Annotated in this window: 20 protein-coding genes; 11 read left to right on the forward strand and 9 right to left on the reverse strand. The window is 64.7% G+C overall.

What is annotated here, in order from left to right:
• Window positions 1–86 precede the first annotated feature (86 nt).
• A complete protein-coding gene (locus DKK67_RS13215; RefSeq protein WP_111496973.1) occupies window positions 87–749 on the forward strand; it encodes a TetR/AcrR family transcriptional regulator in 663 nt (220 codons plus the stop codon).
• Window positions 750–758: 9 nt separating this feature from the next.
• Here the strand turns inward: DKK67_RS13215 and DKK67_RS13220 are convergent, their stop codons facing one another.
• Window positions 759–1,367, reverse strand: coding sequence for a Yip1 family protein (locus tag DKK67_RS13220; protein WP_111496974.1), 609 nt, complete (start codon window positions 1,365–1,367; stop codon window positions 759–761).
• 243 nt (window positions 1,368–1,610) lie between these two features.
• Between DKK67_RS13220 and DKK67_RS13225 the strand changes: the two genes are divergently transcribed.
• Complete coding sequence (locus DKK67_RS13225; RefSeq protein WP_111496975.1) at window positions 1,611–2,336, forward strand: dienelactone hydrolase family protein; 726 nt, start codon at window positions 1,611–1,613, stop codon at window positions 2,334–2,336.
• A 52-nt stretch (window positions 2,337–2,388) separates the two neighbouring features.
• Here the strand turns inward: DKK67_RS13225 and DKK67_RS13230 are convergent, their stop codons facing one another.
• Window positions 2,389–2,961: a glutathione S-transferase family protein gene (locus DKK67_RS13230; RefSeq protein ID WP_111496976.1), complete on the reverse strand. Its 573-nt coding sequence runs from the start codon at window positions 2,959–2,961 to the stop codon at window positions 2,389–2,391.
• Window positions 2,962–3,104: 143 nt separating this feature from the next.
• On the opposite strand from DKK67_RS13230, the gene DKK67_RS13235 reads away from it, so the two are divergent.
• From DKK67_RS13235 to pelG, 7 genes are read left to right on the forward strand one after another with little or no spacing between them, the layout of a single operon-like run.
• On the forward strand, window positions 3,105–5,870 hold the full coding sequence (locus DKK67_RS13235; protein ID WP_111497257.1) for a bifunctional glycoside hydrolase 114/ polysaccharide deacetylase family protein: 2,766 nt from the start codon (window positions 3,105–3,107) through the stop codon (window positions 5,868–5,870).
• Window positions 5,870–9,283: a tetratricopeptide repeat protein gene (locus DKK67_RS13240; RefSeq protein ID WP_111496977.1), complete on the forward strand. Its 3,414-nt coding sequence runs from the start codon at window positions 5,870–5,872 to the stop codon at window positions 9,281–9,283. The genes DKK67_RS13235 and DKK67_RS13240 overlap by 1 nt, the downstream gene beginning before the upstream one ends.
• A gap of 10 nt (window positions 9,284–9,293) precedes the next feature.
• Window positions 9,294–9,830: a DUF4136 domain-containing protein gene (locus tag DKK67_RS13245; protein ID WP_111496978.1), complete on the forward strand. Its 537-nt coding sequence runs from the start codon at window positions 9,294–9,296 to the stop codon at window positions 9,828–9,830.
• Window positions 9,831–9,837: 7 nt separating this feature from the next.
• Entirely contained in the window at window positions 9,838–11,169 is a 1,332-nt protein-coding gene (locus tag DKK67_RS13250) for a PelD GGDEF domain-containing protein (protein WP_111496979.1), read from the forward strand.
• Window positions 11,159–12,145 carry a tetratricopeptide repeat protein gene (locus tag DKK67_RS13255; RefSeq protein ID WP_111496980.1) on the forward strand — a complete coding sequence of 329 codons (987 nt, stop codon included), beginning with the start codon at window positions 11,159–11,161 and terminating at the stop codon, window positions 12,143–12,145. The genes DKK67_RS13250 and DKK67_RS13255 overlap by 11 nt, the downstream gene beginning before the upstream one ends.
• A 4-nt stretch (window positions 12,146–12,149) precedes the next feature.
• Entirely contained in the window at window positions 12,150–13,664 is a 1,515-nt protein-coding gene (gene pelF / locus DKK67_RS13260; protein WP_111496981.1) for a GT4 family glycosyltransferase PelF, read from the forward strand.
• Window positions 13,664–15,040, forward strand: a complete 1,377-nt coding sequence (gene pelG / locus DKK67_RS13265; protein WP_111496982.1) for an exopolysaccharide Pel transporter PelG — start codon at window positions 13,664–13,666, stop codon at window positions 15,038–15,040. The genes pelF and pelG overlap by 1 nt, the downstream gene beginning before the upstream one ends.
• Before the next feature lie 62 nt (window positions 15,041–15,102).
• Here the strand turns inward: pelG and DKK67_RS13270 are convergent, their stop codons facing one another.
• Window positions 15,103–15,840, reverse strand: a complete 738-nt coding sequence (locus tag DKK67_RS13270) for a lysophospholipid acyltransferase family protein (protein WP_111496983.1) — start codon at window positions 15,838–15,840, stop codon at window positions 15,103–15,105.
• A gap of 137 nt (window positions 15,841–15,977) precedes the next feature.
• Here DKK67_RS13270 and DKK67_RS13275 point away from each other — a divergent pair, with 137 nt between their 5' ends.
• The gene (locus DKK67_RS13275; RefSeq protein WP_228160631.1) at window positions 15,978–17,276 is read left to right on the forward strand and encodes a glycerophosphodiester phosphodiesterase family protein; all 1,299 of its coding nucleotides are present in this window, start codon (window positions 15,978–15,980) and stop codon (window positions 17,274–17,276) included.
• A gap of 18 nt (window positions 17,277–17,294) precedes the next feature.
• Here DKK67_RS13275 and DKK67_RS13280 read toward each other — a convergent pair whose 3' ends face one another.
• The 6 genes from DKK67_RS13280 to cysZ form a co-directional block, all read right to left on the reverse strand.
• Window positions 17,295–18,566 carry a D-amino acid dehydrogenase gene (locus tag DKK67_RS13280; protein WP_111496984.1) on the reverse strand — a complete coding sequence of 424 codons (1,272 nt, stop codon included), beginning with the start codon at window positions 18,564–18,566 and terminating at the stop codon, window positions 17,295–17,297.
• A 233-nt stretch (window positions 18,567–18,799) separates the two neighbouring features.
• Window positions 18,800–19,006: a cold-shock protein gene (locus DKK67_RS13285; RefSeq protein ID WP_111496985.1), complete on the reverse strand. Its 207-nt coding sequence runs from the start codon at window positions 19,004–19,006 to the stop codon at window positions 18,800–18,802.
• A 230-nt stretch (window positions 19,007–19,236) separates the two neighbouring features.
• Window positions 19,237–19,611: a fluoride efflux transporter CrcB gene (crcB, locus tag DKK67_RS13290; RefSeq protein WP_111496986.1), complete on the reverse strand. Its 375-nt coding sequence runs from the start codon at window positions 19,609–19,611 to the stop codon at window positions 19,237–19,239.
• Between the two features lie 159 nt (window positions 19,612–19,770).
• Complete coding sequence (locus DKK67_RS13295; protein ID WP_111496987.1) at window positions 19,771–22,221, reverse strand: acyl-CoA dehydrogenase; 2,451 nt, start codon at window positions 22,219–22,221, stop codon at window positions 19,771–19,773.
• 167 nt (window positions 22,222–22,388) lie between these two features.
• Window positions 22,389–25,244 carry an RNA polymerase-associated protein RapA gene (gene rapA / locus DKK67_RS13300; protein ID WP_111496988.1) on the reverse strand — a complete coding sequence of 952 codons (2,856 nt, stop codon included), beginning with the start codon at window positions 25,242–25,244 and terminating at the stop codon, window positions 22,389–22,391.
• A gap of 61 nt (window positions 25,245–25,305) precedes the next feature.
• Window positions 25,306–26,052: a sulfate transporter CysZ gene (gene cysZ / locus DKK67_RS13305; protein WP_111496989.1), complete on the reverse strand. Its 747-nt coding sequence runs from the start codon at window positions 26,050–26,052 to the stop codon at window positions 25,306–25,308.
• A 192-nt stretch (window positions 26,053–26,244) separates the two neighbouring features.
• Between cysZ and DKK67_RS13310 the strand changes: the two genes are divergently transcribed.
• Window positions 26,245–26,619, forward strand: a complete 375-nt coding sequence (locus DKK67_RS13310) for a VanZ family protein (protein ID WP_111496990.1) — start codon at window positions 26,245–26,247, stop codon at window positions 26,617–26,619.
• Window positions 26,620–26,867 lie beyond the last annotated feature (248 nt).

A 26,867-nucleotide genomic window follows, 5' to 3' on the forward strand; every position in this document is an offset into this window, starting at 1 on the left:
ACCCGAGGGACGGTTTCCCGGGCAAACGACTTTCGCGGCGCGTCCACCTAGACTGGCTCAAACCGCCAGCCAGCCGGGAACGCCAGATGACCAGGAAACCGCAACAGCAGCGGGCCAAGGCCACCGTCAATGCCATCGTCGAAGCCGGCTTCATCGCCATGGCCGAACATGGCCCGGCGGCCACCACCACGCGCCAGATTGCGGATATCGCGGGGGTCGGCGTGGGTTCACTGTACGAGTACTTCGACAACAAGGAAGCCATCTTCAGCGAGATGTCGCAGCGTTTCGTGGCGGACACGGTGGCGATGATCCAGCCGCTGGTGCCGGAGCTGGTGCGCTTACCCATCGCCGACGCGGTGCGGGAGCTGCTCGACCGCTTCCGCGATTTCCTGCAGCAGGACGACGGGCGCTACCTCAACTGCGTCCAGTACGCCATGACGCTGGATTTCGAGATGTACCTGGAGCCCCTGCAAAAGGCCCTGTCCGACCTGGTGACCCAGTACCTGATGCACCATCCGGAAACCCTGCAGATCCGCAGCATCCCCACCATGAGTTACATCATGATCCACGGCGGCATTTTCGCGGTGGTGCGCCACCTGACCGACCCCAGCCCACCGATCCGGTTCGACGAACTGGCCGATGGCCTGGCGCGCATGGTGGGGCATTACACAACGCGGGAGATCGAACTGGCACGGCAGCCCCGCGAACAGCCGGTCGGCAGCCGTCCGCAGGACAGCGACGAGCGCTGATTCAGCCGGTCAGCCGATGAACTGCGGCGCGAAACCGTAATTCCAGATCAGCACCGAACCGACCCGGGTGGTGACCAGGATCACCAGCGCCACCGTCAGCACCGCGCCGCAGTAGAGAATCGCCCGCTCCTTGGGAATTCCCATGACGATGGGCAGACCGTCATAGACCAAGTAGCCGGCGTAGGCGGCGGCGGCCAGCAGCACCAGGGCATTGAACCAGGGCACCGGATAGAGCATCGCAAACCCCGCCAGGAACAGCGGCGTGGCGGCATAGGCGGCCAGGGCCATGCCGTTGGATTTGTCCGCCTCACTCTTGGCACCGTAGGTGCTGGCCATCCAGTCGATCATCCAGCCCAGGGCGAACACACCGACCAGAATCGCGACGTAGGTCAGCACGCTGAGCTGGATGGCGCTGATGTTGGACAGCCGGATCAGGCGGTCGCCGCCGACCGTCCAGCCGAAGTAGGTGGTGGAGATATAGGCACAAACCGGTCCGATGGCGGCCAGTATCAGCACGTACGCTACATAGACGTGCCATGGCGTTTCATGCTCCCGACGGATTTCCGCCCATTCGTGATCCGGGTGGGTGAACAGACCGAAAGCGTGTTTGAGCAACATAGAAGCCTTCTCCTTTCTTGTTCGAGTGAGGCGAAAACGGCCCTTTGCTTAGCATAGATCAACCTGCCGGAAGCCGGTCAATAATTGCACAGCACGCACCCCATACTGACCTTGCTCATGACGCCCTTTGACGGAATCCGACGACCGGTCTAGCGTTGCTCCATCCGGATCCGACAGCGGTTGCCCGTCCGAGAGCGGCCGCCCTGTCCAGCAACGGTTACCCATCCATGAACGGAGGTGAACATGATTGGCGAATCCCTGGAATATACGATCGACGGCCGCAACTACATCGGCCACATTGCCTACGACGATACCCGGAGCGGTCCCCGGCCGGGCATTATCCTGGTTCACGAGTGGTGGGGTCTGAACGACTTCGTGCGCGAGCAGGCGGACAAGCTGGCGGAGCAGGGCTACACCGCCTTCGCCATCGACATGTACGGCGACGCCGCGCAGGCGGATAACCCGGACGACGCCAAGGCCATGATGCTGTCGGTGAAGGACACCCCGGGCGAGCTGGAGAAGCGTTACCGGGGGGCGCTGGAGGTGCTCAAGGCCCATGACAGCGTCGATCCGGAGCGTATTGCTTCCCAGGGCTACTGCTTCGGTGGCGCGGTGTCGCTGAACATGGCCCGGCTGGGATTGGACCTTAAGGGTGTGGTCAGCTTCCACGGCAATCTGGGCACCGACATCCAGATCAAACCGGGCGACATCAAGGGCCAGTTGCAGGTCTACACCGGCGGTGCGGATGTGATGATCCCGCCGCAGCAGGTGGCGGCGTTCGTGGAGGAAATGCAGGAAGCCGGCGTACGGTTCGACCTGATCAACTACCCCGGCGCCCAGCACGGCTTCACCAACCCCGGCGCCACCGCCAAGGGACAGAAGTTCGGCTTCCCGGTGGGTTATGACGCCAACGCGGCCCGGGACGCCTGGGAAGGCTCACTGGCCTTCTACAAGCGACTGTTCGGCTAAACGGCCGACCGTATGCCCTGTCTCACGGGACAGGGCTTCTGGGTCACGCGTTTCAAGCGTCTCGCGGATCGGTCCCGCCCACCATGGGCCGTTCCCGGTTGGCATCGCGGAAACTCAGCAGGCTCTCCACACCGGTGAAATCCACCGACTCACGAAACTCCAGCCAGTCCACCATGCAGTAGAGACAGATCGCCGGATAATGCCACTGGGCGAATTCGCCCGCGTCCACCATGGCCGCCAGGGTGCGCAACGACAGCATGATGCGCTCACGCTGGAGGTTGTAGAACATCAGGTCCTGTTCCACGTCGATGCCGGACTTCTTCGACAGCAACAGGGTCACCGCCGAATCGTTGACCGCGTCGATCAGCGTCAGCTGGTTCTCCTGATCCCAGCTCAGGGGCGCATCGCCGTTTTTCTGGGCGAGGTAGCGTGAAATCACCCGGGAGTCGTACACCTCCTGCTCGCCGTCAATGAGCATCGGGATCTTCAGGGCCGGGTTGTTACGGCGTAGCTCGTCCCGACCCTCGCCATAGATGTTCAGGTTGACGAACTCGTAGTCGCTCTCGGCCAGCAACAGGCGAATGCGGCGGACGTAGGGCGACGTGGTGGAACCAATCAGTTTCATCTCAGATTTCTCCGTGGGGTTGCTGGCGATGACATGAGTGTCATGATTCAAGCCGTTGAATTTGCATCTAAACTGCTAATCTGATCGTACATGGATAGTTTCGTCACTTCATGATGACCCGTTGCGGCAACAAAAAGGACCCCATGCCCAAAAACCCCGTTGTTTTGCCAGCAGTACTCGTCCTGGCGCTTTTCAGCCAGGTCGTCCTGGCTCAGGCACCCCGGAATGTCGGCTTCTATTACGGCCACGAGGCACCGGTCAGCGCCTTGATGGCGTACGACTGGCTGGTCCTGCAACGCGATCGCAACAGCACGTCACGCCTCGACACCCTCAACGACGCCGGCGTGGCGCCCATTGCCTATGTCAGCGTGGGCGAAATGGCCCGCAGTCACAAGCAGTTTGCGCAACTTCCCGCCACCGCACGCCTGGGCCGGAACACGGGCTGGGACAGCGCCATTCTCGATATCCGCCAGCCGGCGGTACGCGCCTTCCTGCTCGACAGGCTGATCGACCCGGCGTTCCGGGCCGGCTACCACGGGGTTTTCCTGGACACCCTCGACAGCTACCGGCTCACCCAGGCCGGCCAGGACGATCCGGCGGCGTTCGTGCAGGCCCTGGCGACCCTGATCGGCCGCATCCGCGAGCGCCACCCGGACGCCCGGATCATCATCAACCGGGGCTTCGAACTCCCCGAGAGCGTCCACGCCCAGGTAGACGCACTGGCCTTCGAATCCTACCGGCGCGGCTATGACGCCGGCCGCAAACGCTATCGTCCGGTGTCCGACGCCGATCGCCAATGGCTCCGGGGCCAGCTCGATCACTGGCGCGACCGGCACCCGGACAAGCCCCTGATCGCCATCGACTACGTGCGCGACGCCAGCGACGCGCCCGCCCTGGCCAGGCAACTGCGCCAGGATGGCTTCGTCCCCTACGTCACCGACCCGGACCTGCAGCGCCTGGGGCCCACCGAACCGCAACGGATCAAACGCGAGGTGCTGGTCCTGCACGATGCGCAGGACGGCCTGATGGCGCACAGCGCCGCCCACCGGTATGGCGGTGTGCTACTGGAACGGCTGGGTTACATCCCGGTTTACCGGGATATGCACGCCACCCTGCCCAGCGAGCCTCTCGATGACCGCTTCGCCGGCATCGTCGCCTGGTGGGAGGGCGGCGCCAAGAGCCGTCGTGTGTGCCGATGGCTGTCGCAGCACCGTGGCAAACTGCCGCTGGTGGTCATGGGCCGGCTGCCACCGGACCGCAACTGCGAGGCCCTTATCCGGTCCGACACCGTCACCCTGCCCGCGCTCCCTGTGACGACGACGCCGCGCCAGGCATCGGTCGGCCGTTTCGAGGGCACGCATTTGCCCGCAATGCCGGATTCGGCGCTGCCGCGCGCCGAAGGCGTCTCGTCGTGGCTGGAGATCACCGATGCCCAGGACACGACCTTCACGCCGGTCTATACGGCCGAGCATCTCGGCGTGGCCCTGGAGCCCTACCTTTTCGAGCCGGGCCCCGAAGACGAACGCTACTGGCTGTTCGATCCGTTCGCGTTTCTGGCGGAGGCCCTCGGGGGGCCTCTCTATCCCACACCGGACGCCACGACGGAAAGTGGGCAACGCATCCTGACAGCTCACATCGACGGCGACGGTTTCGTATCCCGGGCCGAGCTGGAAGGCAGCCCGCTGGGTGCGACGGTCATCATGGACCAGATCATCAAACGTTACCGCGTTCCGCATACCGTGTCGGTCATCGAAGCCGAAACCTCACCGAACGGCATCTATCCAGCGACCAGCGCCGAAGCCGAACGCATCGCCCGCCAACTGTTCCGGCTGGATAACGTGGAAGTGGCGTCGCATTCCTACAGCCACCCCTTTTTCTGGCAGATCATCGAGGACGGTTCGCGCCCGTTACCGGTGTTCGCAGATTACGGCTACGCACTGGGCGTCCCCGGGTACAAGCCGGTCCTGCAGCGCGAGATCCCCGGCTCGATCGACTACATCAACCGGCGCCTGGCGCCGGCGGACAAACCGACCAACCTGTTCCTCTGGACCGGCGACGCCCTGCCCGGCGAGCGCGCACTCAAAGCGGTTCGCTCCGCTGGCGTCCTGAACGTCAACGGCGGCGACACCCACCCGCTGCCCTACGCCTCCCAACTGGCGGGTGTCTGGCCCATGGCGCGCCCGGTCGGCGACGAGCTGCAGATCTACGCGCCGGTCATGAACGAAAACGTCTACACCAATCTCTGGCACGGCCCGTACTATGGCTTCCGCGACGTGATAGACACCTTCCGTATCCTGGAAAACTACCAACGGCTCAAACCGTTGAGCATCTACTACCACTTCTATTCCGGAACCAAGCCTGCCGCGCTCAATGCCCTGAAGGCGGTCTACGACGACGCCCTGTCGCGGCCGGTGACCCCCCTGTACCTGAGCCAGTACGCCCGGCGCGCCCGGTTCAACTACCGCTCGGCCATGCTGCGGGACAGCCATGGACGCTATACCTGGCGCGGCATCGGCGCCCCGCACACCGTGCGCATCGACCCGGCCGGCCAGTACCCGGATCTGGCCGCCAGTCAAGGCGTCGCCGGGTTCCATGACGATGCCGGCAACCGCTATGTTCACCTGACCGGCTCCCAGCCAACACTCGCGCTGCGCGACACGCCTCCGGAAGGCCCCTATCTGCAACAGGCCAATGCGGTTCTGACCCACTGGTCGCGGCGCCGGGTCGACGACCGCTGGCGTATCGAGCTAGGGTTCTCCGGCATCGGCCCGCTGAGCGCCACCCTGGCCGGCACCGGGCATTGCCGTGTGATCCGCGGAGCGTCCCTGTCCGTGAAGGGCACGGGGCGCCCGGTACAACTTGGCGCGCCGGGTAAAAACGTGAACTCGGCGACCCTGGAGTGCCGTTGATGCGGGCTCGCAGACGCATCCAGTTTTTCCGGCTGCCGTCGCTGCTCGCCATCGGGGTGCTGTTCACGCTGGCGCTGTTCGCCCTGTACCCGCGTCAGACCGTGTTCGAGGACATCCACTTTCTGGAGCAACCGGACGCCCTCTCCATTGCCTACCTGCACGTGCTGCTGCGCGCCGACCCCGACAACCCGTCGCTGCGCATCAACCTGGGGCACATGCTGCGCAAGACCGGGCAGGGCCGTGCAGCCGAGCGAGTCCTGAATCCGTTTCTCGAGAACGATCCCATTCCCTACAACGCCCTGTCCGATATCCTCCTGCTCCGCCAGCAACGGGTGTACGAGGCGACCCGACCGGAAGACCGGGCAACCGCGCGGCGCCGGCTGTTCGAGACGCTGGAGCGGGTGCCGGATCAGCCCTACAGCTTTGACGATAAAACGGCGTTGATCGATCCCGTCGAGGACGCGCTGAGTCTGGCCCAGGCCAGCCAGCTATGGCGCGACATGGCGCGTTTCGCACCGGAAGCCGGCGAGCGCCGCAAGATCGCCCGCCGGCTGGCCGAACTCCAGGAGGCCCAGGGCAAGCCCGGCGCCGCCGCCGGGACGCTGCTCGACAGCCTGCGGGAAGACGGCGCAGCCGACTCGGGGCCGATGGTCGATGACATTCTGCGACTGCAGCTGGCCGCCGGGCAGCCTCGCCAAGCGCTGTCCCTGTTCAAGTCGCAGCGCGCCACGACTCCGATGGACACCGCCACGCTGGAACAGGGCATTGAGCTGGCCCGCTACGCCGGCGCCAACGACGACCGCCTGCGCTGGCTGCAACGCCTGGTGGACCAGCAGCCCGATGACGTGCCTCTCCTGCGCGAACTGCTGACCGCGCAACTGGCCCAGGGTGACACCACCTCGGCACTGGCCACGGTCCGCCGCCTGCAGACACAGGCACCGGACCTGACGCCCGCAGACCGGACCCGGATGGCGCAAGTCCTGGACTGGAACAACCTTCCGGCCGAGGCCTTGCCGTACTGGTCCGAGCTGTATGTGGAGCACAACCAGCCGCAAGCACTGGAACGAGCGACCTCGACCGCCCGCAGCCTGTTCGACTGGGCCGCTCTGGAGAGGCTTCTGTCGCTCGCGGAAAATCGCGGTCACAGCAATCCCGACAGCTACCTCCTGCTCGCCGACAGCCGCATCCGGAACGGCGATATCGAGTCCGCCTTGCGGGTGCTCGACCGCGGTATCACCCGTTATCCGAAAGCCCCCGCGCTGCAGGAGCGCAAGCTGTCGCTGCTGCTCAACAGCCGGGATTTCAACGGTGCCATCGCCTACCTGGAACAGCGCGATACCCTGAGCGACAAGCAGCGCCTGCAACTGGCACAGCTTTACTGGCGCACCCGACAGCCGGAAGCCGCCCTGGCCCACCTGGATTTCCAGCCGTCGGACCCGGGCATCCGCAACGACGTCACGTTCATGCGCCTGCGGCTGGGGCATTACCTCGGGCGACTGCGGGGGATCCGGGACGATTACCAGGCCATGCTGGACCGCCTGGAAGACGAACCGCCGCAGGTTCAGGAGGAACTGTTGTCCCTGGCGATCCTGTTCGAAGACTACACCGCCGCCCGCCACATCAGTCGCGTGCGCTATGCCAGCACGAACGAGCCGCGCTACCTCGCCAACCAGGCGGAGTACGCGGCCGCCACCGGCGACTGGTCCGCCGCTACGGACGCGCTCGACGCCTGGGTCGACGCCTTCCCGAGCGCGACCAACCTCAACCGTTACTGGCAGCTGCGCGCCCTGACCTATCACCAGACCGGCCGTCTCGATCAAGCCGACCAGGCCTACCGGGAGGCCTACCGCCTTGCCCCCGACGACCTGAAAACCCTGGTCGGCTGGGGCTGGCTGATGCTCAGCGAACCTGAACGTTTCGGCGAGCGACTGTCCCATATGCTCGCCCGCCTCGAGGCCCAGGGCGACCCCGAAACCTATCCGGTGCTGGCCTACGGCCACAGTGCTCTGGGCCATCCCGAACAGGCCCGGGCATGGTTCCTGCGCGGGTTGGACGGGCATCGGGCGGAACCCGAATGGCTGCTGTCCACGGCCCGGGTGCTGGAACTCACCGGCCGGGAACGGCAGGCAGAAGCATTACGGGCGAGCATCGACCCCGGCCGGATCACCGACGCCAACACCCGGGTCGCCTATTACCGGGCCCGCGGACTGGACCGCCTGGCCCTGACGGTCCTCGGTCGTGCCGCCACCGACACCGATCAACGGCAGATGGCACAGCAAGCCCTGGATGCCGGCCACGCCCTGCTGGCCGAAGCCTGGCTGGCGCAGTCGCGCGAGCCGGACGACAACGCGCTGCTGCATCCGGCCGACCTGACCCCGGCGCAACAACGACAGCGCCTGCTGGCCAACCTGGATACGTTGGAATCGGACCGCGGCTCCGATCTGTCACGCTCGCGTCTGCGGGAAACCGTGGACCTTCACCGCGGAGCCCAGCGCTCAATTCAGACGGGCGTGGAACGCCTCGACCTGGGCAATTTCGCCGTGCGCCAGACCGGCATCAAGGGCCGCTACGCGTTGGACGAGGTCAGCGTCAGCGGGGCTGCCAGCCGGGTGGCGCCAGAATCCGCCGGGCGTCTCGCCGAGCGTCCCGACGCCGGCGCCGAGGGACGCCTGGGTCTGGCCTGGCAGGGCTCGCGCTGGGGGCTCCAGGTGGAGGCGGCCAGCCTGGCGCGGGACGAAGGGCCCTCGCCGGCCTTCTCCGTGGAAGGGGACTGGCAACCGGCGGACCGCTGGAGCCTGCAGGCGGGGCTGGAACACAACGCCCGCGCGCCCGACTCCGCCGAGGCCTGGTGGCTGCTCGGCCGCGATCGCCAGTCCCTGGCCGCCACCTACAGCCCGTTTTCACGGCTGGCCCTGACCGGGCGGGCGGAACGTCTGGCCTACCATTCCGCCGATGACGATTCGCTGGGTTCGGGCCACAGCCTCGAGTTCACCGCCGATTACACCCTGTTCCGCGAAGACCCCGCCATGACCGTGACATTGGGCTACCAGCGACAGCAACTGGACCTGGAGCCGACCCTGCCGGCGAGCGTCAACGACGAACTGGACAGCCCCTTGCCGCCCTCAGCGCTGCTAACCGACGAATACGAACGCGTCGGCGCGCGCGTTCGCTGGTTTCACGGCGAGCCCCACAGCCTTTTCCGAAGTACCGCCTCGCCCCGGGGCTTCCTGGAAGTGGGCAGCGGCTATGTGATCTCCACGGATACCCCCGAGATCGGCCTGGGCGCGGGCCTGGGCTGGCGGCTGTTCGGGGACGACGAACTGGCCCTGTCCGCCCGCTGGGCGTCCGAAGGCATCGACGGCAGCGGTCGCGCCGACCTGAATCTAACCTATACCCTGTATCTGGACCGTTAAGGAGAATCCGATGTTGCAACGTATCCCGCGCCTCCCCACCCTGCTGTTCGCCAGCCTGCTGGTGCTGAGTGGCTGCTCGGTGCTGCAGAGCGAAGACGGCCTGGCCATTCCGGCCGATAGCCGCCTGGCCGTGGTGCCCCTGATGAACCTGTCGCAAACCCCGCAGGCCGGCGAACAGGCCGCCAGCGTCCTCAGTGCGCTCCTGCGGGCCGAGGGCAGTCACAACACCACCTTGTTCCTGCCGCAGCAGCGCGACCCTCTGCTCTACGACAACAGCGAGCGTCGCCAGGAGGCCCTGGAGTCAGCCGAAGCCAGCGCGCCCGATTACCTGGTGACAGGCACCGTCGAGGAGTGGCGCTACAAGAGCGGTCTGGACGGGGAACCCGCCGTGGGTGTGACGCTGGAGATCCGCGACGCTGACACCGAACGCCTGGTGTGGAGTGGCACCTCGGCACGCACCGGCTGGGGCCGGGAAAGCCTGAGCGTCGCTGCTCACAAGGTACTGGATGAATTGGTCGAGCGTATGCCGTTAACCAACAGGGACTGAACCGCCCATGGTGGATACTTCGCTACAGAGCGCCCTCCGCCCGCAAGAAGCGAGCGATCTGCTGAAATGGCTGGAAACACTGCTGATCACGTTGGCCTGCTTCGCGCTGGGGGCCTGGAGCCGCCCGGACGATCCGTTCTTCCTGACCGGTAATTTCCCCTGGCCGGTCATCGGTCCGTTGCTGGTGGCCCTGCGCTACGGCTTTTTCATGGCCCTGGCGGCTTCGCTGCTGCTTATTGGCGGATTGGGGATGTACCTGCGTTATCTGACGGACGTGCCACAGCCCTATCCCTTCACCTGGGCCGCGGGGGTGCTCGCGGTGGTTCTGCTGGCCGGTGAATTCCGGGACTACTGGGAGCGACGCCGGTCCGAGCTGGCGGCGGCAAACGACTACCGCGACGGGCGGCTGGAGGAGTTCACTCGCAGCTATTACCTGCTCAAGGTATCCCACGACCGTCTCGAACAGCGGCTGGCGGGCAGCTCCCGCAGCCTGCGCGAAGCCTTGCGCCGCGTTTATTCGGAACTCGCCGCCGACAGCCACGCCGGCCTGACTCGGGATCGCGCCCAGGCGACACTCGCGTTGTTCGGCCACTACGGTCAGATACAGACCGCCGGGGTTTTCCCGGTGCGCCAGGGACGTCTCACCGCACAGGCCCTGGCATCCATCGGCGAATTCAAGCCGCTTTCCGGTAGCGACCCCCTGATCGAGCACGCCCTCCGGGAGCGCAAGCTGGTGTCGATACAGACGGAATACCACCGCCGCCAGGCCGAGCTCGACAGCCGCTTTCTCGCGGTGATTCCGCTGCTGACGTCCGATGGCGAGATCCTTGGCGTGGTCGCCGTCGAGGCGATGCCGTTTTTCTCGTTCGAGCCGCAGACGCTGCGCTTCCTGGCGATCCTGGCGGGCCATCTGGCCGACCAGTTGCAGGAGCAGGATCTCACGCCTGCGGGAGAAACGGAGGAACGGCGTCACTTCCGTCGTCAGTTGGCGCGAGTCGGACGCGACGCCGAGCGCTTCGACCTGCCAGCCTGTCTGCTGTGCTTCCGGGCCGACACGACGCTGACGTCGCGCCAGATCGTCGACCACATCAAAAGCGTGCGTCGTGGGCTGGATGTGCTCTACGAAGCCTCGGACAACCACGGGCTGCGCCTGGCGATCCTGATGCCGCTGACGGATGAACTGGGGCAGTCCGGCTACCTGCAACGGCTGGAGGACGGCGTCCGCGAGACCCTCGGGGTTCACCTCGCCGACTGGCTGGGCGCCCCAGCCAGTCACCAGGTAAGCGACCGCGCGACCGCCGAAAGCTGGCTGGAGGCCCATCTCGCCCATGGGCAGTAGCGGACTCATCCTCCAGGCCCTGGCGGCCGAAGCCGCTGCGTTCGCCGGCCTGTTCTATCTGGACGACGGGCTGGCGCAGCTGGTCACCTATATGACGCTTCACGCCCTGGCCTGCGGCTTGCTGACGCCGGTGCTGCTGAGGCTCCTGCCGGCCCGCTACCGTGGCTCTCCCCGCCGGGCCGCCGCGTTCCTGTTCACCATTCAGTTCGCCATCCCTTTTATCGGCAGCCTGGGGGTGGCGCTGGGGGTATTGCTGGCGCTTTACCTGCCACGCTCCACCCGCGAGCTGCCCTGGCAGGAAATCGACATTCCCGAATTGCCGTACCGGCCCATCGATACCGAATTGCAGATGTTCTATTCCGAGGGCGGGCTGCAACAGGTCCTGCGTGACGCCGCCGACCCCGAGAAGCGTCTCAAGGCCCTGATCGCCACACGCCAGATGGACAGCCGGGAAGCCATCGTTATTCTGCGCCAGGCCCTGCGGGACAAGACGGACGATGTCCGCCTGCTGGCCTACTCCATGCTCGAACAGAAGGAAAAGACGCTGTCTCACCAGATTATCCGTCTGCAGGATGCACTGCGGACCGCATCCGACGAGCAGGGCCTCATTCTCCAGCGGCGCCTGGCGCAGCTGTGGTGGGAAATGGCCTACCTCGGTCTCGCCCAGGGCGGGTTGCAGCGCCACTACCTGGAAAACGCACGGGCCACGCTGCTCCGCCTGGTCGACCGGCGCCCGAGGCATGGCGACTATCACCTGCTCGGCCGAGTCCACCTGCAACTCGGCCAACTCGACGACGCTCGCGCCGCCTTCGAGCAGGCACAGGCGCTGAACGCGCCCCCCGCGAAAATCCAGCCCTACCTGGCCGAAGTCGCCTTCCTGCAGCGGGATTTCGCCAACGTCCGACACCACCTGTCCGCCTGCCCGTCCACCGAGCGGGATGCGGGCATCGAATCTCTCAAACAGGCCTGGTTGTAAGCGAATGGAGAAACAAGCGCCTCCCGTCAAAGCCGACATTGCCCTCCTGCTGGAGGGCACCTATCCGTTCATCCGCGGCGGCGTCTCGTCCTGGGTCCACCAGATCATCCAGGGCCTGCCGGAGTACACCTTCGCGCTGATTTTCATGGGTGGCGAACGCAGTCATTACGGTGAGCAGCAGTACGAGCTACCGGCCAACGTGCGTCACCTGGAATGCCATTACCTGATGGACGGGCACAGCGAGCCCAAGCCCCGCCCCCGCAAGGGCAACCGCCAGGCGTTCGACGCCCAGCGCGACCTGCACGCGACCTTCCGTTCCGGCGAACCGGCCTCCCGGGAGATCATGCAGCGGGTGTTCGCCGATCTGGGCTCGTCGAAAGGCATCAGCTTCTCGGACTTCCTGCACAGCGAAGCCAGTTGGGAGATCATCGACGATTACTACCGTCGTTACTGCACCGAGCCCTCCTTCGTCGACTATTTCTGGTCGGTGCGGATCATGCACGCCCCGCTGTTCCAGCTGGCGCGCATCGCCCGGGAGATGCCGCAGGTCCGGATGCTCCACTCGATTTCCACCGGTTACGCCGGTCTGCTGGGCGCCATGGTCAGCGAACAGCGCCAACTGCCGCTCGCGCTGTCGGAACACGGCATCTACACCAAGGAACGTAAAATCGATCTGTCCCAGGCGCAATGGATTCACGATCCCGCCGATCAGGTCAGCGGCACGCTCAACGAGCAGGTGGGCTATATCCGCCAGCTGTGGATTCGTTTTTTCGAATCCATCGGGCGCATGACCTACCAGCAGGCCGACCCCATCGTGTCGCTGTACCAGGGCAACCAGGACCGGCAGCACGTCGACGGCGCCCCCACGGAACGCACACGGATCATCCCCAACGGCATCAACCCGCAACAGTTCGAACGCGCGCGAAAAGCCCGACCGGATCACGTGCCTCCGGTATTGGGGCTGGTCGGGCGAGTGGTGCCGATCAAGGACATCAAGACCTTCATTCGCGCCATGCGGACCGTGTGCGACCAGCGGCCCGACGCCGAAGGCTGGATCGTCGGCCCGGAAGACGAGGACGAGGCCTACGTGCGGGAATGCAAGGAGCTGGTTCAGAGCCTGGGGCTGGACAAGCGGGTGCGCTTCCTCGGTTTCCAGAATATCCAGGACATCCTGCCGCAGCTGGGCCTGATGGTGCTGACGTCCATTTCCGAGGCGTTGCCACTGGTGATCCTCGAAGCCCACGCGGCGGGGCTCCCGTGCCTGGCGACGGATGTGGGCTCGTGCCGGGAACTGCTGGAAGGCAACCAGCCCGAGGACCGGGCCCTGGGCGCCAGCGGGGCGGTGGTGCCCATTGCCGATCCAGAAGCCACGGCGCGGGAGGCGGTGCGCCTGCTGGGTGACGAGCAGGCCTGGTACGCCGCCCAACGGGCCGGACTCGAACGCGTGGAACGCTACTACACGCTCGACAGCATGTTCGAGGCGTACCGCGACATCTACCGGAAAGGAACGACAGCATAATGGCCGGCATCGGTTTCGAGATTCGCCGCATCCTGCGACGCGAGAGCTTCCTCAACCTGATTGAAGCCTACGGGCTGGCGGGGATTATCAGCTCCGGCCCGTGGGTGCTGTCCGTCCTGGGGGTGATGGTCATCGGCATACTCAGCCTGTCGATGGCGGTCGATGATCGAGAAATCATCCAGTTTCTGGTTTCGGTGACCTACCTGATGGCGATCTCGCTGGTGGTTTCCGGGGTGTTCCAGCACGTTTTTACCCGCTGGGTCGCCGACCGCCTGTACGAGAAGAAAAACGAGTTGATCCTGCCCAACCTGATGGGGCTGATCTGGGTCACCACCCTGATGGCCGGCGTCATCGGTGGCCTGGCCGTTGCCTTTCTGCTGGACGGCACCTCGACGATCTACCGGCTGCTTATGTTCGGCAACTTCGTGGTGCTGTGTAACCTGTGGCTGGTCACCATTTTCCTGTCCAGCATGAAATCCTATCGCCGCATCGTGATTCTCTTTGCGCTGGGCTACGCCACCGCGGTCGTGGCCGCCACCCGCCTGGCCGACTGGGGGCTGGAAGGTCTGTTGACCGGCATCCTGCTGGGCCACAGCCTGCTGTTCTTCAGTTTCTTCTATTCCATCATCCGCCAGTACCCCGGCGAGAGCTTCATCCGCTTCGACTTTATCCGTCGCCGCCAGATCTTCCCGTCGCTGATTCTCACCGGGTTGCTGTTCAACGCCGCGGTGTGGGCGGACAAGTTCATCTTCTGGTTCTACCCGCCCACCTCGCAGCCGATCATCGGCGAACTGCGGGCGTCGGTCATCTACGATCTCCCGATTTTCCTGGCCTATCTGTCGATCATCCCCGGGATGGCGGTATTTCTCGTACGCATGGAAACCGATTTCGCCGAAGCCTATGACCGCTTCTACCGGGCCGTCCGCGAGGGCGACACCCTGGCGCGCATCAATCAGTTCCGCGACGAGATGGTGCTCATCGCCCGCAACGGTATCTATGAAATTTTCAAGGTGCAGGGCCTGACCATCGTGGTCCTGTTCCTCTGGAGCGAAGACATCCTCTCGGCCATTGGCATCTCTCCGCTCTATCTGGCGCTGTTCCGCATCGACCTGGTGGCGGTAGGCATCCAGCTGTTGCTGCTCGCTATCCAGAACGTGCTGTTCTACCTCGATGCACGCGGGGTCAACGTCGCGCTTTGCAGCCTGTTCTTCTTCGGCAACATTGCCTTCACCCTGCTGACGCTGGAACTGGGTGCGTCGTTTTACGGCTACGGCTTCGCCGGGGGCGCCCTGCTGGCGGTTCTGGGCGGGCTGTTCCTGTTGTCACGCAAATTCGACCGACTCGAGTACGAGACCTTCATGTTGCAGGGACGCTAGTAATCCACCGAAGGACGGAGACCCGGAACACCTTGAGAGCAGGACGCGGTCGCGGTCGGATCTCAACCGGACGGGACATGAGTCGCTTTCCGGGCCCGCTCGGGCAGCGGCAAACGGCTGGCGATCCGTTCCCGGGTTTCGTCCATCAGCTCATCCAGTTCCAGGTCGTCGGTGGGAATCGGCGGGTGCACCACCACCTCGATGGTACCGGGCCGAAACGCGCCGGTGCCCTTGGGCAGACAGTCGTGGGAGCCGCGAATGGTGATCGGCAGGATCGGCAGTTGACTGTCCTTGGCGATCACGAAGCCACCCTTCTTGAACGGCAGCAACTGACCATCCCAGCTGCGGGTGCCTTCCGGAAACAGCAACACGCCGGTGCCGTCCGGTAACTGCCCGACCGCCTCGCGAATACTCTGCATGGCGTCACTGCCTTTGGAACGGTCGATGAACAGGTTGCGGGAGGCCTCCAGCGCCAGTCCGAACAGCGGCACCTTGCGCAGCTCCTTCTTGATCACCCAGCGATACTGGATCCTCAGAGCCAACACCAGAGCCGGCGGGTCCAGATACGAGGCGTGATTGCTGAGAATGACGTAGCGCTGGCCCGGTTCGATGTTCTCAAGCCCAGTCACACGCAGGCGTACACCCACCATCTTGAACAGCACCCATGCATAAACCTGGGTGCCGTGAAACGCCATATCGCCACGCCGGCCCAGCAGTGCGGCCAGGACAATCGGCAGGAAGAGCACTAGAGTCAGGGCAATGGCCCAGAAAAAAATCCAGACTGTTTTCAGGGCTTTCATGGAATACGTCTGTCCTTGGCATCCACAACCGGTCACGACTTCATCATACCTTCATGGCCGTGTCACGGATCACCGGCAGCCTGATTGTGGCCTTATCGCAAAGTCAGTTCACTAATAATTCGTAAAAGGATCTTACTATGACGAATGCACGTTATTGCCCGTGGTTGCTGTCACTGGCCGTTCTCTTCACCGTCATGGGCAGTGCCGACCTGCAGGCCGGCTGGGGCCATGGCAAGGACGACGACCGTGACCGCGACCGACACGGCCACCATGATCGCAGCTGGAACGACAACACCCACACGGTCCAGCTGGGGCCGCGCCCCTATTACCTCGTCAACGATATGGACGAGGGACCGCTCAAGCGCAAATTACAGTCCTGCATGAACCAGCCGATGAAACGCTCCGACTTCTCCATCGGCCACCGCGGCGCGCCGCTGCAGTTCCCCGAGCATACCCGCGAGTCCTACGTGGCGGCGGCCCGCATGGGCGCCGGGGTGATCGAGTGCGACGTGGCGTTCACCAAGGACCGGGAACTGGTGTGTCGCCACGCCCAGAACGACCTGCACACCACCACCGACATCGTCACCATTCCCGAGCTGAACGCCAAGTGCACCCAGCCGTTCGTGGCCGCCGATCCCGCCAGCGGCACGCCGGCCCGGGCGGAATGCCGCACCAGCGACCTGACCCTGGCGGAGTTCAGGCAGCTGACCGGCAAGATGGACGGCTTCAACCCGGACGCCACCACCCCGGAAGAATACGTTCAGGGCACCGCTAACTGGCGCACCGACCTCTACGCCACGGAAGGCACCCTGATGACCCACAAGGAGAGCATCAAACTGTTCCGCGAGCTGGGCGTCCAGTTCACGCCGGAACTCAAGACGCCGGTGGTGGATATGCCGTTCGAGGGGGATTACACCCAGGCGGATTACGCCCGCCAGCTGATCGAGGATTACCGCGAAGCCGGTATCGATCCGTCGGACGTGTGGCCGCAATCCTTCCAGTTGGACGATGTGCTCTACTGGATCAACCACACGCCGGCCTACGGCCAGCAGGCGGTGTTCCTGGACCAGCGCGCCAACGAGCCCGACGTGACGTCACTGGCGTACCTGCAATCCCTCAAGAGTCAGGGGGTGAATGTGGTCGCCCCGCCCCTGTGGAAGATGCTGACCCTGGACCCGCGCGGTGAGATCGTGCCCTCTGAATACGCCCGCAACGCCCGCTCCGCCGGACTCGAGATGATCGCCTGGAGCCTGGAGCGCAGCGGCCCGCTGGCTTCCGGGGGCGGCTGGTACTACCAGTCGGTGAACGACGCCATCGACAACGACGGCGACATGTTCACCGTCGTCGACGTGCTGGCCCGGGACGTGGGCGTGATGGCCATCTTCTCCGACTGGCCGGCCACCACGACCTTCTACGCCAACTGCATGAAGCTGTGATCCCAACCGGCCGGGCCGCTACTCGGCGAAGCGGCCCGGCCGGAAGGCGTCCAGATCCAGCGACGGGGTTTCGCCGTCAATCACCTGGGCGATCAGCTCAGCGCTGCCGGCCGACAGGGTCCAGCCGAAGGTGCCGTGGCCGGTATTGAGGTAGAGGTTGTCGCGGGTGCCACGGCCGATGGTCGCCGGGCCGTCCGGCGTCATGGGACGGAAGCCGGTCCAGGACGTCGCGCGCTCCATATCCGCAGCGCCGGGGAAGCGCGAGGCCACGGACGCCCTGATGGTGTCCAGGCGCGTCTCGTGAATACGGCGGTCGAAGTCCGCCAGCTCGACGAAGCCGGTCGCGCGCAGACGGTCCCCCAGGCGCGTGGAGACCACCTTGTAGTTGTCGTCGTGGATCGTTGAACGCGGCGCCGCTTCCGGATCGATCAACGGCGCGGTCAACGAGTACCCCTTCACCGGATAGATCGGCAGGTGCACACCCAGCGGTTTGACGATGCCGGGTGACGCGCAGCCGGCGGAGACCACCACCGCATCGGCATCGATCTGCTCCAGCGCGCCGCCGGTTTGGCGCACTTCCACGGCTTCGACCCGCCGATGATCCGCCAGCAGGCGCTGTACCTCGACGTTGTAGCGAAACGTGACACCCCGCTCCTCGCAGGCCGCCGCCAGCGCCTTGGAAAACAGGCTGCAATCCCCCGTGCCATCGGTAACGTAGCGCAACCCGCCGTAGAGCGGCCCGTCACCGCGCATGCCAGGCTCGTATTCGCGCACCTGCTCCGGGCTGAGCAGCTGGTTCTCGATGCCCAGCTCGTCCAGCAGGGCGGCGGTATCCAGGTACTCGGTCATGGTATCCGGGCGACTGGCCAGGTGCATCAGGCCGGCGTGGGCACCGTCGAACGCCAGGTCCAGCTCGTTTTCCAGGGCCAGGAAACAGTCCCGGCTGTGGATACCGAGCCGCAACATGGCGCGCTTGTTAAGCCCGAACACGCCGGGGGCATAAGCGTAGCGCAGGGTGGAGACCAGGAAGCGGAAGGTGTCGAGGGACGGCGGCATGCGCATCTTCAGCGGGCCCTGTTTGTCCAGCAGCCAGGGCAGCGCCTTGCGCACCATCGCCGCCGACGCCCACGGATAGACCACCCCGTAGGAGCGCTGGGCCGCGTTGCCCTTACTGGTTTCCTCGCCGGCCTGGTCGAGACGTTCCAGCACGGTCACCTGATGGCCACGCTTGCAGAGGGACCATGCGGTGGTCACGCCGACCACCCCGGCTCCGATAACGACGATGTGCATCACTGCCTCCCTGTTGTGGGCGCCCCGTCCCGAGTGGCAGGACGCCGGTACCAGTCTCTATCTCAGTGGCTGGGAGGAAAAAGGTCAACCCGTGGGGATGGGTATTTGCCGCGACAGATCAGTTGCTTGCAGCGCGACGGGCCGGAAAACAGGCACAAAAAAAGGCAGCCCGAGGGCTACCTTTTCCGGATTCATCCGACGATGAGGTGCATCGCCGGACTGATCGCGGCGGCTTAGAGCGGAGTAACGTTCTCAGCCTGCGGACCTTTCTGGCCCTGAGTCACGGTGAACTCAACCTGCTGGCCTTCAGCCAGGGTCTTGAAGCCGCTGCCGTTGATGGCGCTGTAGTGAACGAAAACGTCCGGGCCGCTTTCGCGAGTAATGAAGCCGAAGCCTTTGGTTTCGTTAAAGAATTTAACGGTACCGGTCTCTGTAGACATGGTTTTCCTGTCCTTCAATTCAAATTCAAAAATTGCCCGTAGGCGGTCATCGGAAAAGCAAACTCGTGTAATCAAAAACAGGACGATGCACTACTTAACTACAGAGGGATACGTCTTATTTATGAAACGCTTTGCTGAAACTTTCCTACGGGACCCACTGTATACCCGATTGGTGACTTTGCCAACAGAATTTTTCATGGTAAGTACAACTACGAAATGGTCCGCGTCAATCACCCTCTCAGCGCGTGAAAACAGTATATTCCCAGCGCCGTCATGGACAGCGATCCGACCACATGCAGGGCGACTCCACCGAAGGCCGCCAGCCACTTCCCGGCCTGGATCGCACCGTACATTTCCACCGAAAACGTTGAGAAAGTGGTCAGCGCCCCGCACAGTCCGGTGACCGCAAACAGCCGCCATTCCGGACCCAGATGCGGCGCCTGGCTGAAATAGCTGATCAGGTAGCCAATCAGCCAGCCCCCGCACAGATTGGCCACCAGCGTCCCCACCGGAATGACATGCCCGCTGGTATTGAGCCAGAGGCTGAGCAGCCAGCGCAGGTTGGCGCCGATAACGGCCCCCAGGCTGACGGCGAGGATGGACATGGCAACAGGCACCGGCTGGACTCCTTCTGGCTCATTCACACGACGGCGCCGGCGGCGAGGCACCGGCCCATAAAAAACCCGCTGGCCCGGGAAGCCGGACGCAACGGGTTCGAGTCTACCAGAGCTCGCCTACGATGAGCGGGCCCGGCTTTGGGCGGATCAAGCGGCGTTGTGCTCGATCACGCTGTCTTTCTGCTGGGCAAAGGCGTCGAAGGCGAAATCGTCCACCGTGAGCATTTCCAGCACGCGCGCCTCGTAGTCGCTCATGAAGTCGGCGTCTTCCTGCGACAAGATGCCGGCCTCTCTGGCGGCCTCGAAACGCTGCTCCGGGTGCAGGGCTTCCATGGGCAGTTCGCCCTTGGCGTAGGCCTTGTTCACCGTGCGGTAGATGCCATCCGCCCGCTCGTAGGACGCCAGCAGGTCGTTGTACTCGGCGACCGGATTGTTGACGCCGCCTTCCACCTGGGTGGTCCAGGCCGGACGCAGCAGTTTCTCACGCAACGGCGTGGCGGTGCTGATCGCCCGCGCCAGGGTACGGGTCACGTCGTCGTGCGGCATCGACCAACGCCGGCCCAGCGGCAGCGTGATCGCCCGCAGCGCCCAGGCCACCGGTCGGTTGGGCAGGTTTTCAAGCACCTCGTGCAGAGCTTTCTCGGTGCGGTGCAACAGCGTATCGAGGCTGTACTGCACCAGCTCCTTCTCGCCCTCCACCGGCTGGGTCTCGTTCCAGTTCTTCAGCACCATGGAGGCCAGGTACAGGTTGGAGAGCATGTCCCCCAGCCGCGCCGAGATCAGCTCGCGCATCTTGAGCTCCGAGCCCAGCGTGGTCATGGCGGCGTCCGCGCACAGACCGAAGGCGGCACTGAAGCGCGCCACCGCCTGGGCGTGACGACGGGTGACCACATCGAACGGCACTTCCGGACGCCCCACACCGAGGGCCTGAGTGAAGGCCCGGGCGGCGTTGCCGAAGATCAGGCCGGCGTGACCGAAGAAGGCGCGGTCGAAGGCATCGAGATCGTCGTTGTCCTTGGCCGCCAGTTCCTCAAGCACATAGGGATGGCAGCGGATCGCACCCTGACCGAAGATCATCAGGCTGCGGGTCATGATGTTGGCGCCTTCCACCGTGATGGAGACCGCCGCCCCGCTGTAGCCGATACCCAGGTAGTTGCGCGGCCCCAGGGTCACCGTCTTGCCGCCGTGCACGTCCATGGCATCGGTCAGGCACTGGCGCTGCATCTCGGTCAGCTGGGACTTGAGGATCGCCGACGGCACCGCCGGTTTCTCGCCCTTGTCCACCATGTTGGCGGTCTGGTAGACCGACGACTGGGTGATGTAGGTCATGGCGGCGATGCGGGCCAGCGGCTCCTGCACGCCCTCCATGTCCGCCACCGGGGTGTTGAACTGGCGACGGATGCGGGTGAAACCGCCGGCTACGCCCAGCGCGCCGGCGGCAGCGCCGGCCGCGCCCGATGGCAGGGTGATGCAGCGGCCCACGGACAGGCACTCGACCAGCATGCGCCAGCCCTCGCCCGCCATTTCCGGGCCGCCGATGATGTAGTCCAGCGGGATGAACACGTCCTTGCCCTTGATCGGGCCGTTCATGAACGGCGAGCCGATCGGGCAGTGGCGACGGCCGATTTCCATGCCCTTGGTGTCGCGTGGGATCAGGGCGCAGGTGATGCCCAGGTCCTTCTCGTCACCCAGCAGGTTATCCGGGTCGAACATGCGGAAGGCCAGGCCCACCACGGTGGCAATCGGCGCCAGGGTAATCCAGCGCTTCTCGAAGTTCAGGCGCAGCCCCAACACTTCCTTGCCCTCGAACTCGCCTTTGCAGACGATGCCGGTATCCGGCAGGGAGGTGGCGTCGGAGCCGGCACGCGGGCCGGTCAGGCCGAAGCAGGGAATGTCACGGCCATCAGCCAGGCGCGGCAGGTAGTGGTTCTTCTGCTCATCGGTACCGTACTTGAGCAGCAGCTCGCCGGGCCCCAGGGAATTGGGCACGCCGACGGACACCATCAGGGATTCGTTGGTGGCCAGGCGCTGCAGCACCGCGGACTGGGCCTTGGCGGAAAATTCCAGGCCGCCGTAGGACTTGGGAATGATCATCCCGAAGAACTTCTTCTTCTTCAGGAAATCCCAGACCTCTTCCGGCAGGTCGGCGCGCTCGACCGCTACATCCCAGGCGTTACACAGGCTGATGGCCTTGACGCACTGGTTGTCGATGAACGCCTGTTCCTCGTCGGTCAGGCCATTGTTGCGATCAACCAGCAGCTTCTGCCAGTCCGGGCGACCGGTGAAGATTTCACCGTCCCAGCCGACGGTGCCGGCTTCCAGGGCCACCTTCTCGGTCTCGGACACCTTCGGCGCCACTTTCTTGAACATCGAGAAGATGCGCGGCGTCAGCCAGGAACTGCGGAACCCGGGCAGACCGCAGGCGGCGGTCGCGATCGCGCCGACGAACAGGACCAGTGCCAGCCAGCCGGAAGCGAAAATCAGCGACACCAACCCGAATCCGGCCATCACCCCGATTGCCGGCTTGGCGCCCGCCTCTTTGCGCAGCACCGCCAGCAGACCGGCGATGGATAACAGGAGCAGGATCAAAGTCGTCATAGGCACTCTCAGTCTTCCATGTCATTGAAGTAGGTGGGTTACATCAGCAACCCGACTTAGCGATACGCTTAACCTACCGCAATGGATGGCTCCCGGCCAGTGACCCGATCACCGTCTGTCAATGCGCCTTTCGGCGAACCGCGCATGAGGCGCGGCCCGCCGCCCCGTCAGGACGACACGATCACCCGCAGACCACTCAGGGCCATGCGCGCCTTGTCGATGGCCGCTTTGCCGGCCGCCATCTGGGACTCAAAGAAACGCACCTCATCTTCACGGATCGCCGGGTTGACCTGGCGCAGGGCTTCCAGACGATCAATCTCCGGCTGCAACAACTCGCGCAAACGGCTGACCGCCGACTGCTGGGCCTCACCCAGACGCTCCGCCGCCATGCCTTCGGCGTGGTCGATCATGGTTTCCACCTCGGCGCGGATCTGCGGTACGACGGCCTGAGCGGTACGCCGGCGAATGTTGGAGCACAGCTCGTTGAGGCGATCGTGCGGTAGTGCGCCGGACAGGTTCTTGCCATTGAGGTCCACCAGCAGGCGCAGCGGTGCCAGCGGCAGGACGCGGTCCAGCTGCAGGCTGTCCGGGGCCGGGCAATGCAGTGTGAACAGGGTTTCCAGCAACAGCGTGCCCGGCGGCAGGCCTTTCACGGACAGACTGGCCAGGGCGGCGTTACCCAGCTCGGACTCGGTCATCAGTTCCATCACGCCGCGCACCATCGGATGCTCCCAGCTCAGGAACGCCAGGTCTTCCCGCTCCAGCGCCTGCTGCCGGTCGAAGGTAACGGTGATGCCGTCCTTGGGCAGCTCCGGGAACTGGCCGGTGAGCATGTGATCCGACGGTTTGAGCACGTCCGAGGTCTCGGTGTGGTCCTCGGTCTCGACGCCGAAGATGTCGAAGGCTTCGGTCATGTACCCGGTCAGGCCGTCGCCCTGCTCTTCCGCCTCGATGGCGTCGATCAGTGCCTGGGCCTGGTCCGGCCGGCACGAGTTCATCTCGATCAGGGCGTCGCGACCGTCCTGCAGACGCTGGCGCAGGGCGCCGGCGGCTTCGCGGGTGCGCTCGATGAGCGCGTCAATCGGCGCGGACGGGTCGTTGAGGGCGGCGTCCAGGTCATCGGCCACTTCCTCTTTCACCGCCACGCCCACGGCGCTGCTCTGCCCCAGCGCGTTGAGCCCTTCGTGGTACCAGCGGAACAGGGTTTCCTGCACGGTGCCGGCGAGATACGGCACGTGGATGTCAATTACGTCGCCCTGGCCGATGCGGTCCAGCCGGCCGATGCGCTGCTCCAGCAGGTCCGGGTTGGCGGGCAGGTCGAACAGCACCAGGTGGTGGGCGAACTGGAAGTTGCGGCCCTCGCTGCCGATTTCCGAACAGATCAGCGCCTGGGCGCCCTGCTCGGTTTCGGTGAAGTAAGCGGCGGCGCGGTCCCGCTCCACCAGGCTCAGCCCCTCATGGAACGCGGTACTGCGGATGCCGGCGCGCAGCTGCAGGTAGTGCTCCAGGGCCGTGGCGGTGGCCGCATGGGCGCAGATCACCACGACTTTCTCTTTCTTCAGCTTGGTCAGTTTCTTCTCGAGCCAGACCACCCGCGGGTCGTCCGCGAGCCAGGCTTCTTCGTCCAGACCCGCTTCCGGGGTCAGGCCGTCAGTGCCGGTTCTGAAGTCGCTGTAGGCCTCGGGACAGGGCAGCGGCTCGCCGTGGACGCGGCGCTCGGGGAAGCCCTGGATCGCCGCACGGGTGTTGCGGAACAGGACACGTCCGGTGCCGTGACGGTCCAGCAGGGTCTCGATCAGGGCCTGGCCGCCGTCGCCTTTCGCCAGCAGGACGTCCAGGTCATCGCCGAGCCACTGCGCCAGCGTCTGGCGTTGCTCGGCGTCGGGCTCGCCACCCTGGTTCTGCAGGGCCTGGACCAGTTGGTTGACCTCGGCGTACCGCGCTTCCTCGGCCTGGAACTCGGCCAGGTCGTGATAGCGGGCGGGATCCAGCAGACGCAGGCGGGCGAAATGGCCGGCCACGCCCATCTGCTCCGGGGTCGCGGTCAGCAACAGCAGACCCCGGGTTTCCTGCGCCAGGGCCTCGATGGCCTGGTACTCGGGGCTGGCCGCCTCCGGGGTCCAGCCCAGATGATGGGCTTCGTCGACCACCATCAGGTCCCAGCCGGCGCGGATGGCGTCGCGACGGGCCTTGTCGCTGCGGGTGAGGAAACCCTGGCTGCACAGGACCAGCTGGGACTGCTCGAACGGGTTCTCGTTCTCTTCCTCGTCGTCCGCTGACTCGCCCAGAATCGCCAGGATCTGGTCGGCAGCGTCGTCCAGCTCATAGTTCGAGTCGTCGACAATGGAAAAGCGCAGGTTGAAGCGCCGCAGCATCTCCACCAGCCACTGGTGCACCAGTGAATCCGGCACCACCACCAGCACGCGCTTGGCCAGACCGTTTTGCAGCTGCGAGTGCAGGATCAGGCCCGCCTCGATGGTTTTGCCCAGGCCCACCTCATCGGCCAGCAGGACCCGTGGCGCGTAGCGGCGGGCCACCTCGCCGGCAATGTAGAGCTGGTGCGGCAAGTGGCTGGTGCGGGCGCCGATCAGGCCCCGCGCCGGCGACTGACGCAGGCGCTCGGCGTGCTCCACCGTCGCCATGCGCAGACGGAAGGCGCCGTTGCGATCAAAGCGACCGGCAAACAGGCGCTGGCGGGGATCGGTGAAGCGCACGTGGCTGCCGAGCTTGACCTCCGAGACTTCCTGCAGGTCGCCGTTGGCGTCTTCAGCGTGGTACATCAGCACGCCGTCGAGGTCTTCCACGGCGCGGACGGTGAGCGATTCGCCGTCGAAGGTCTCGATCTCATCGCCCAGTTGGTAACGCACCCGAGCCAGGGGCGCGCTGTCGGTGGCGTAGGTACGTTCTTCGTCGACCGCCGGGAAACCCAGCGTGACGCGACGGCCGGAGATGTCCGTCACGATACCCAGACCCAGGTTGGCGTCGCTGTGGCTGACCCAGCGCTGACCAATGACAAATTCCATGCTTTGATTCACCTTGAAACACTTGGACTTGAAACGGGGGGAGACCGGGTCCGCGGACCGATCAGGCGTTGGCGGAACGCTCGCGGACCCAGAATGCCGTCGCACCGCACACGGCGGCGGGCACGACGAAGAGATTCAGCACCGGCACCATCGCCGCGAGGGCGACCGGCAGACCGAAACCGAAAGCAGACAGGCGCCGGGCACCAAGCGACCGACGCAGGTCGCCGAAGCTGACCCGGTGATTGTCCGCGGGGTAATCCACGTACTGCAGCGCCATCATCCAGCTGTTGAACAGGAACCAGAGCACGGCGGACACCAGGTTCACCACCGGGATCAGGCCCAGCAACAGCAGGAAGACGGCACGCGGCAGGTAGTAGAGGATTTTCTGGACCTCCCGCCACAGCGCGCGCGGGATATCCTTGATGATCTGCGCCCAGCCGCCCTCGGTGGTCACTTCCTGGCCGGTGAGCTGCTTTTCGGTCAGCTCGGCCAGGTAGCCGTAGAAAGGCGACCCGATCAGGTTGGCGAGAATCACGAAACCATAGGCCAGCATCAGCAGAATGACGACGCCGTAAAGCAGCCAGAACAGCCAGTCCAGGGCCTGCAGCCACTGCCAGTCCGGCAGCCAGCTCATGGCGGCGGCGATCATCACGCCGAAACCTTCAGCGAGGAAATAGAACAGCAGGCCGAACAGCAGGATGTTGAGGATCAGGGGAATGATGACGAACAGGCGCAGCCCCGGCTGGCGGATCAACCGGAAACCTTCCGCAAGGTAGCCCAGGCCGTGAAAGAAATTGCCCTTCAGCATGTCCGCATCCTCCGGTTTCCTGGCGCAACGATCGCCAATCGCGTTTCAACGCGCGTGGTACCGCCTGGGGCACAACGCGGCCCGACGGGACCGCAGCCGGCGTGCCGACTGGCGCAAATCGGGCGCAGAGCATACCATGAGCCGCCTGCTGACGATAATCGCAAATGACGCCTGCCCGACCGGGAACCGACAATGACCGACCTGCTTCGCAAGCTGACTCAACAGACCCGATTGTGGCGCGTTGCCCTGCTGGTTTCCATGACGGCGATCCTGTGGCTGGCGACCTCCGACCTGGACCAGCCGATCCAGGTATCCTCCTGGGACAAGCTCAACCACGTCACTGCTTTCGTCGAGCTCACCCTGCTGCTGCGCCTGGGGTGGCCGCGCCTCGGGGTCGCCACCAGCGTTGCGGTCCTGCTTGGTTACGGCCTGTTCATCGAGCTATGTCAGGCCCCACTGCCCTATCGCAGCTTCTCGCTGCTGGATCTGGTGGCGGATGGGGTCGGCATCGCCGCCGGACTGGCACTCTGGTTCCTGACGGTTCGCCGACTCTCGGATAACACTTAAGAAATCGCCCTCTCTCCGTGTGAGATATTTCTCACAGCGCTGTAGGTAAATTCGATTTCGTGCCGTGCGAAGCCCACGAGAACGCCTCTGAGAATTTTCCAGACCTTTGTTTAAAAAGAAAATTTCAAGATGGCAATGTTCCCGCCATGGGAAAGCAAGAAAGCCGTCACATATCGGCAATGTGCAAATTGCTATAGTGGAGTTGTCAGGATGACAGGGACAGGAAGACACACGGAGTAGTTCCTCAC

The sequence above is a fragment of the Marinobacter bohaiensis genome, assembly GCF_003258515.1.
GTDB classification, from domain to species: domain Bacteria; phylum Pseudomonadota; class Gammaproteobacteria; order Pseudomonadales; family Oleiphilaceae; genus Marinobacter_A; species Marinobacter_A bohaiensis.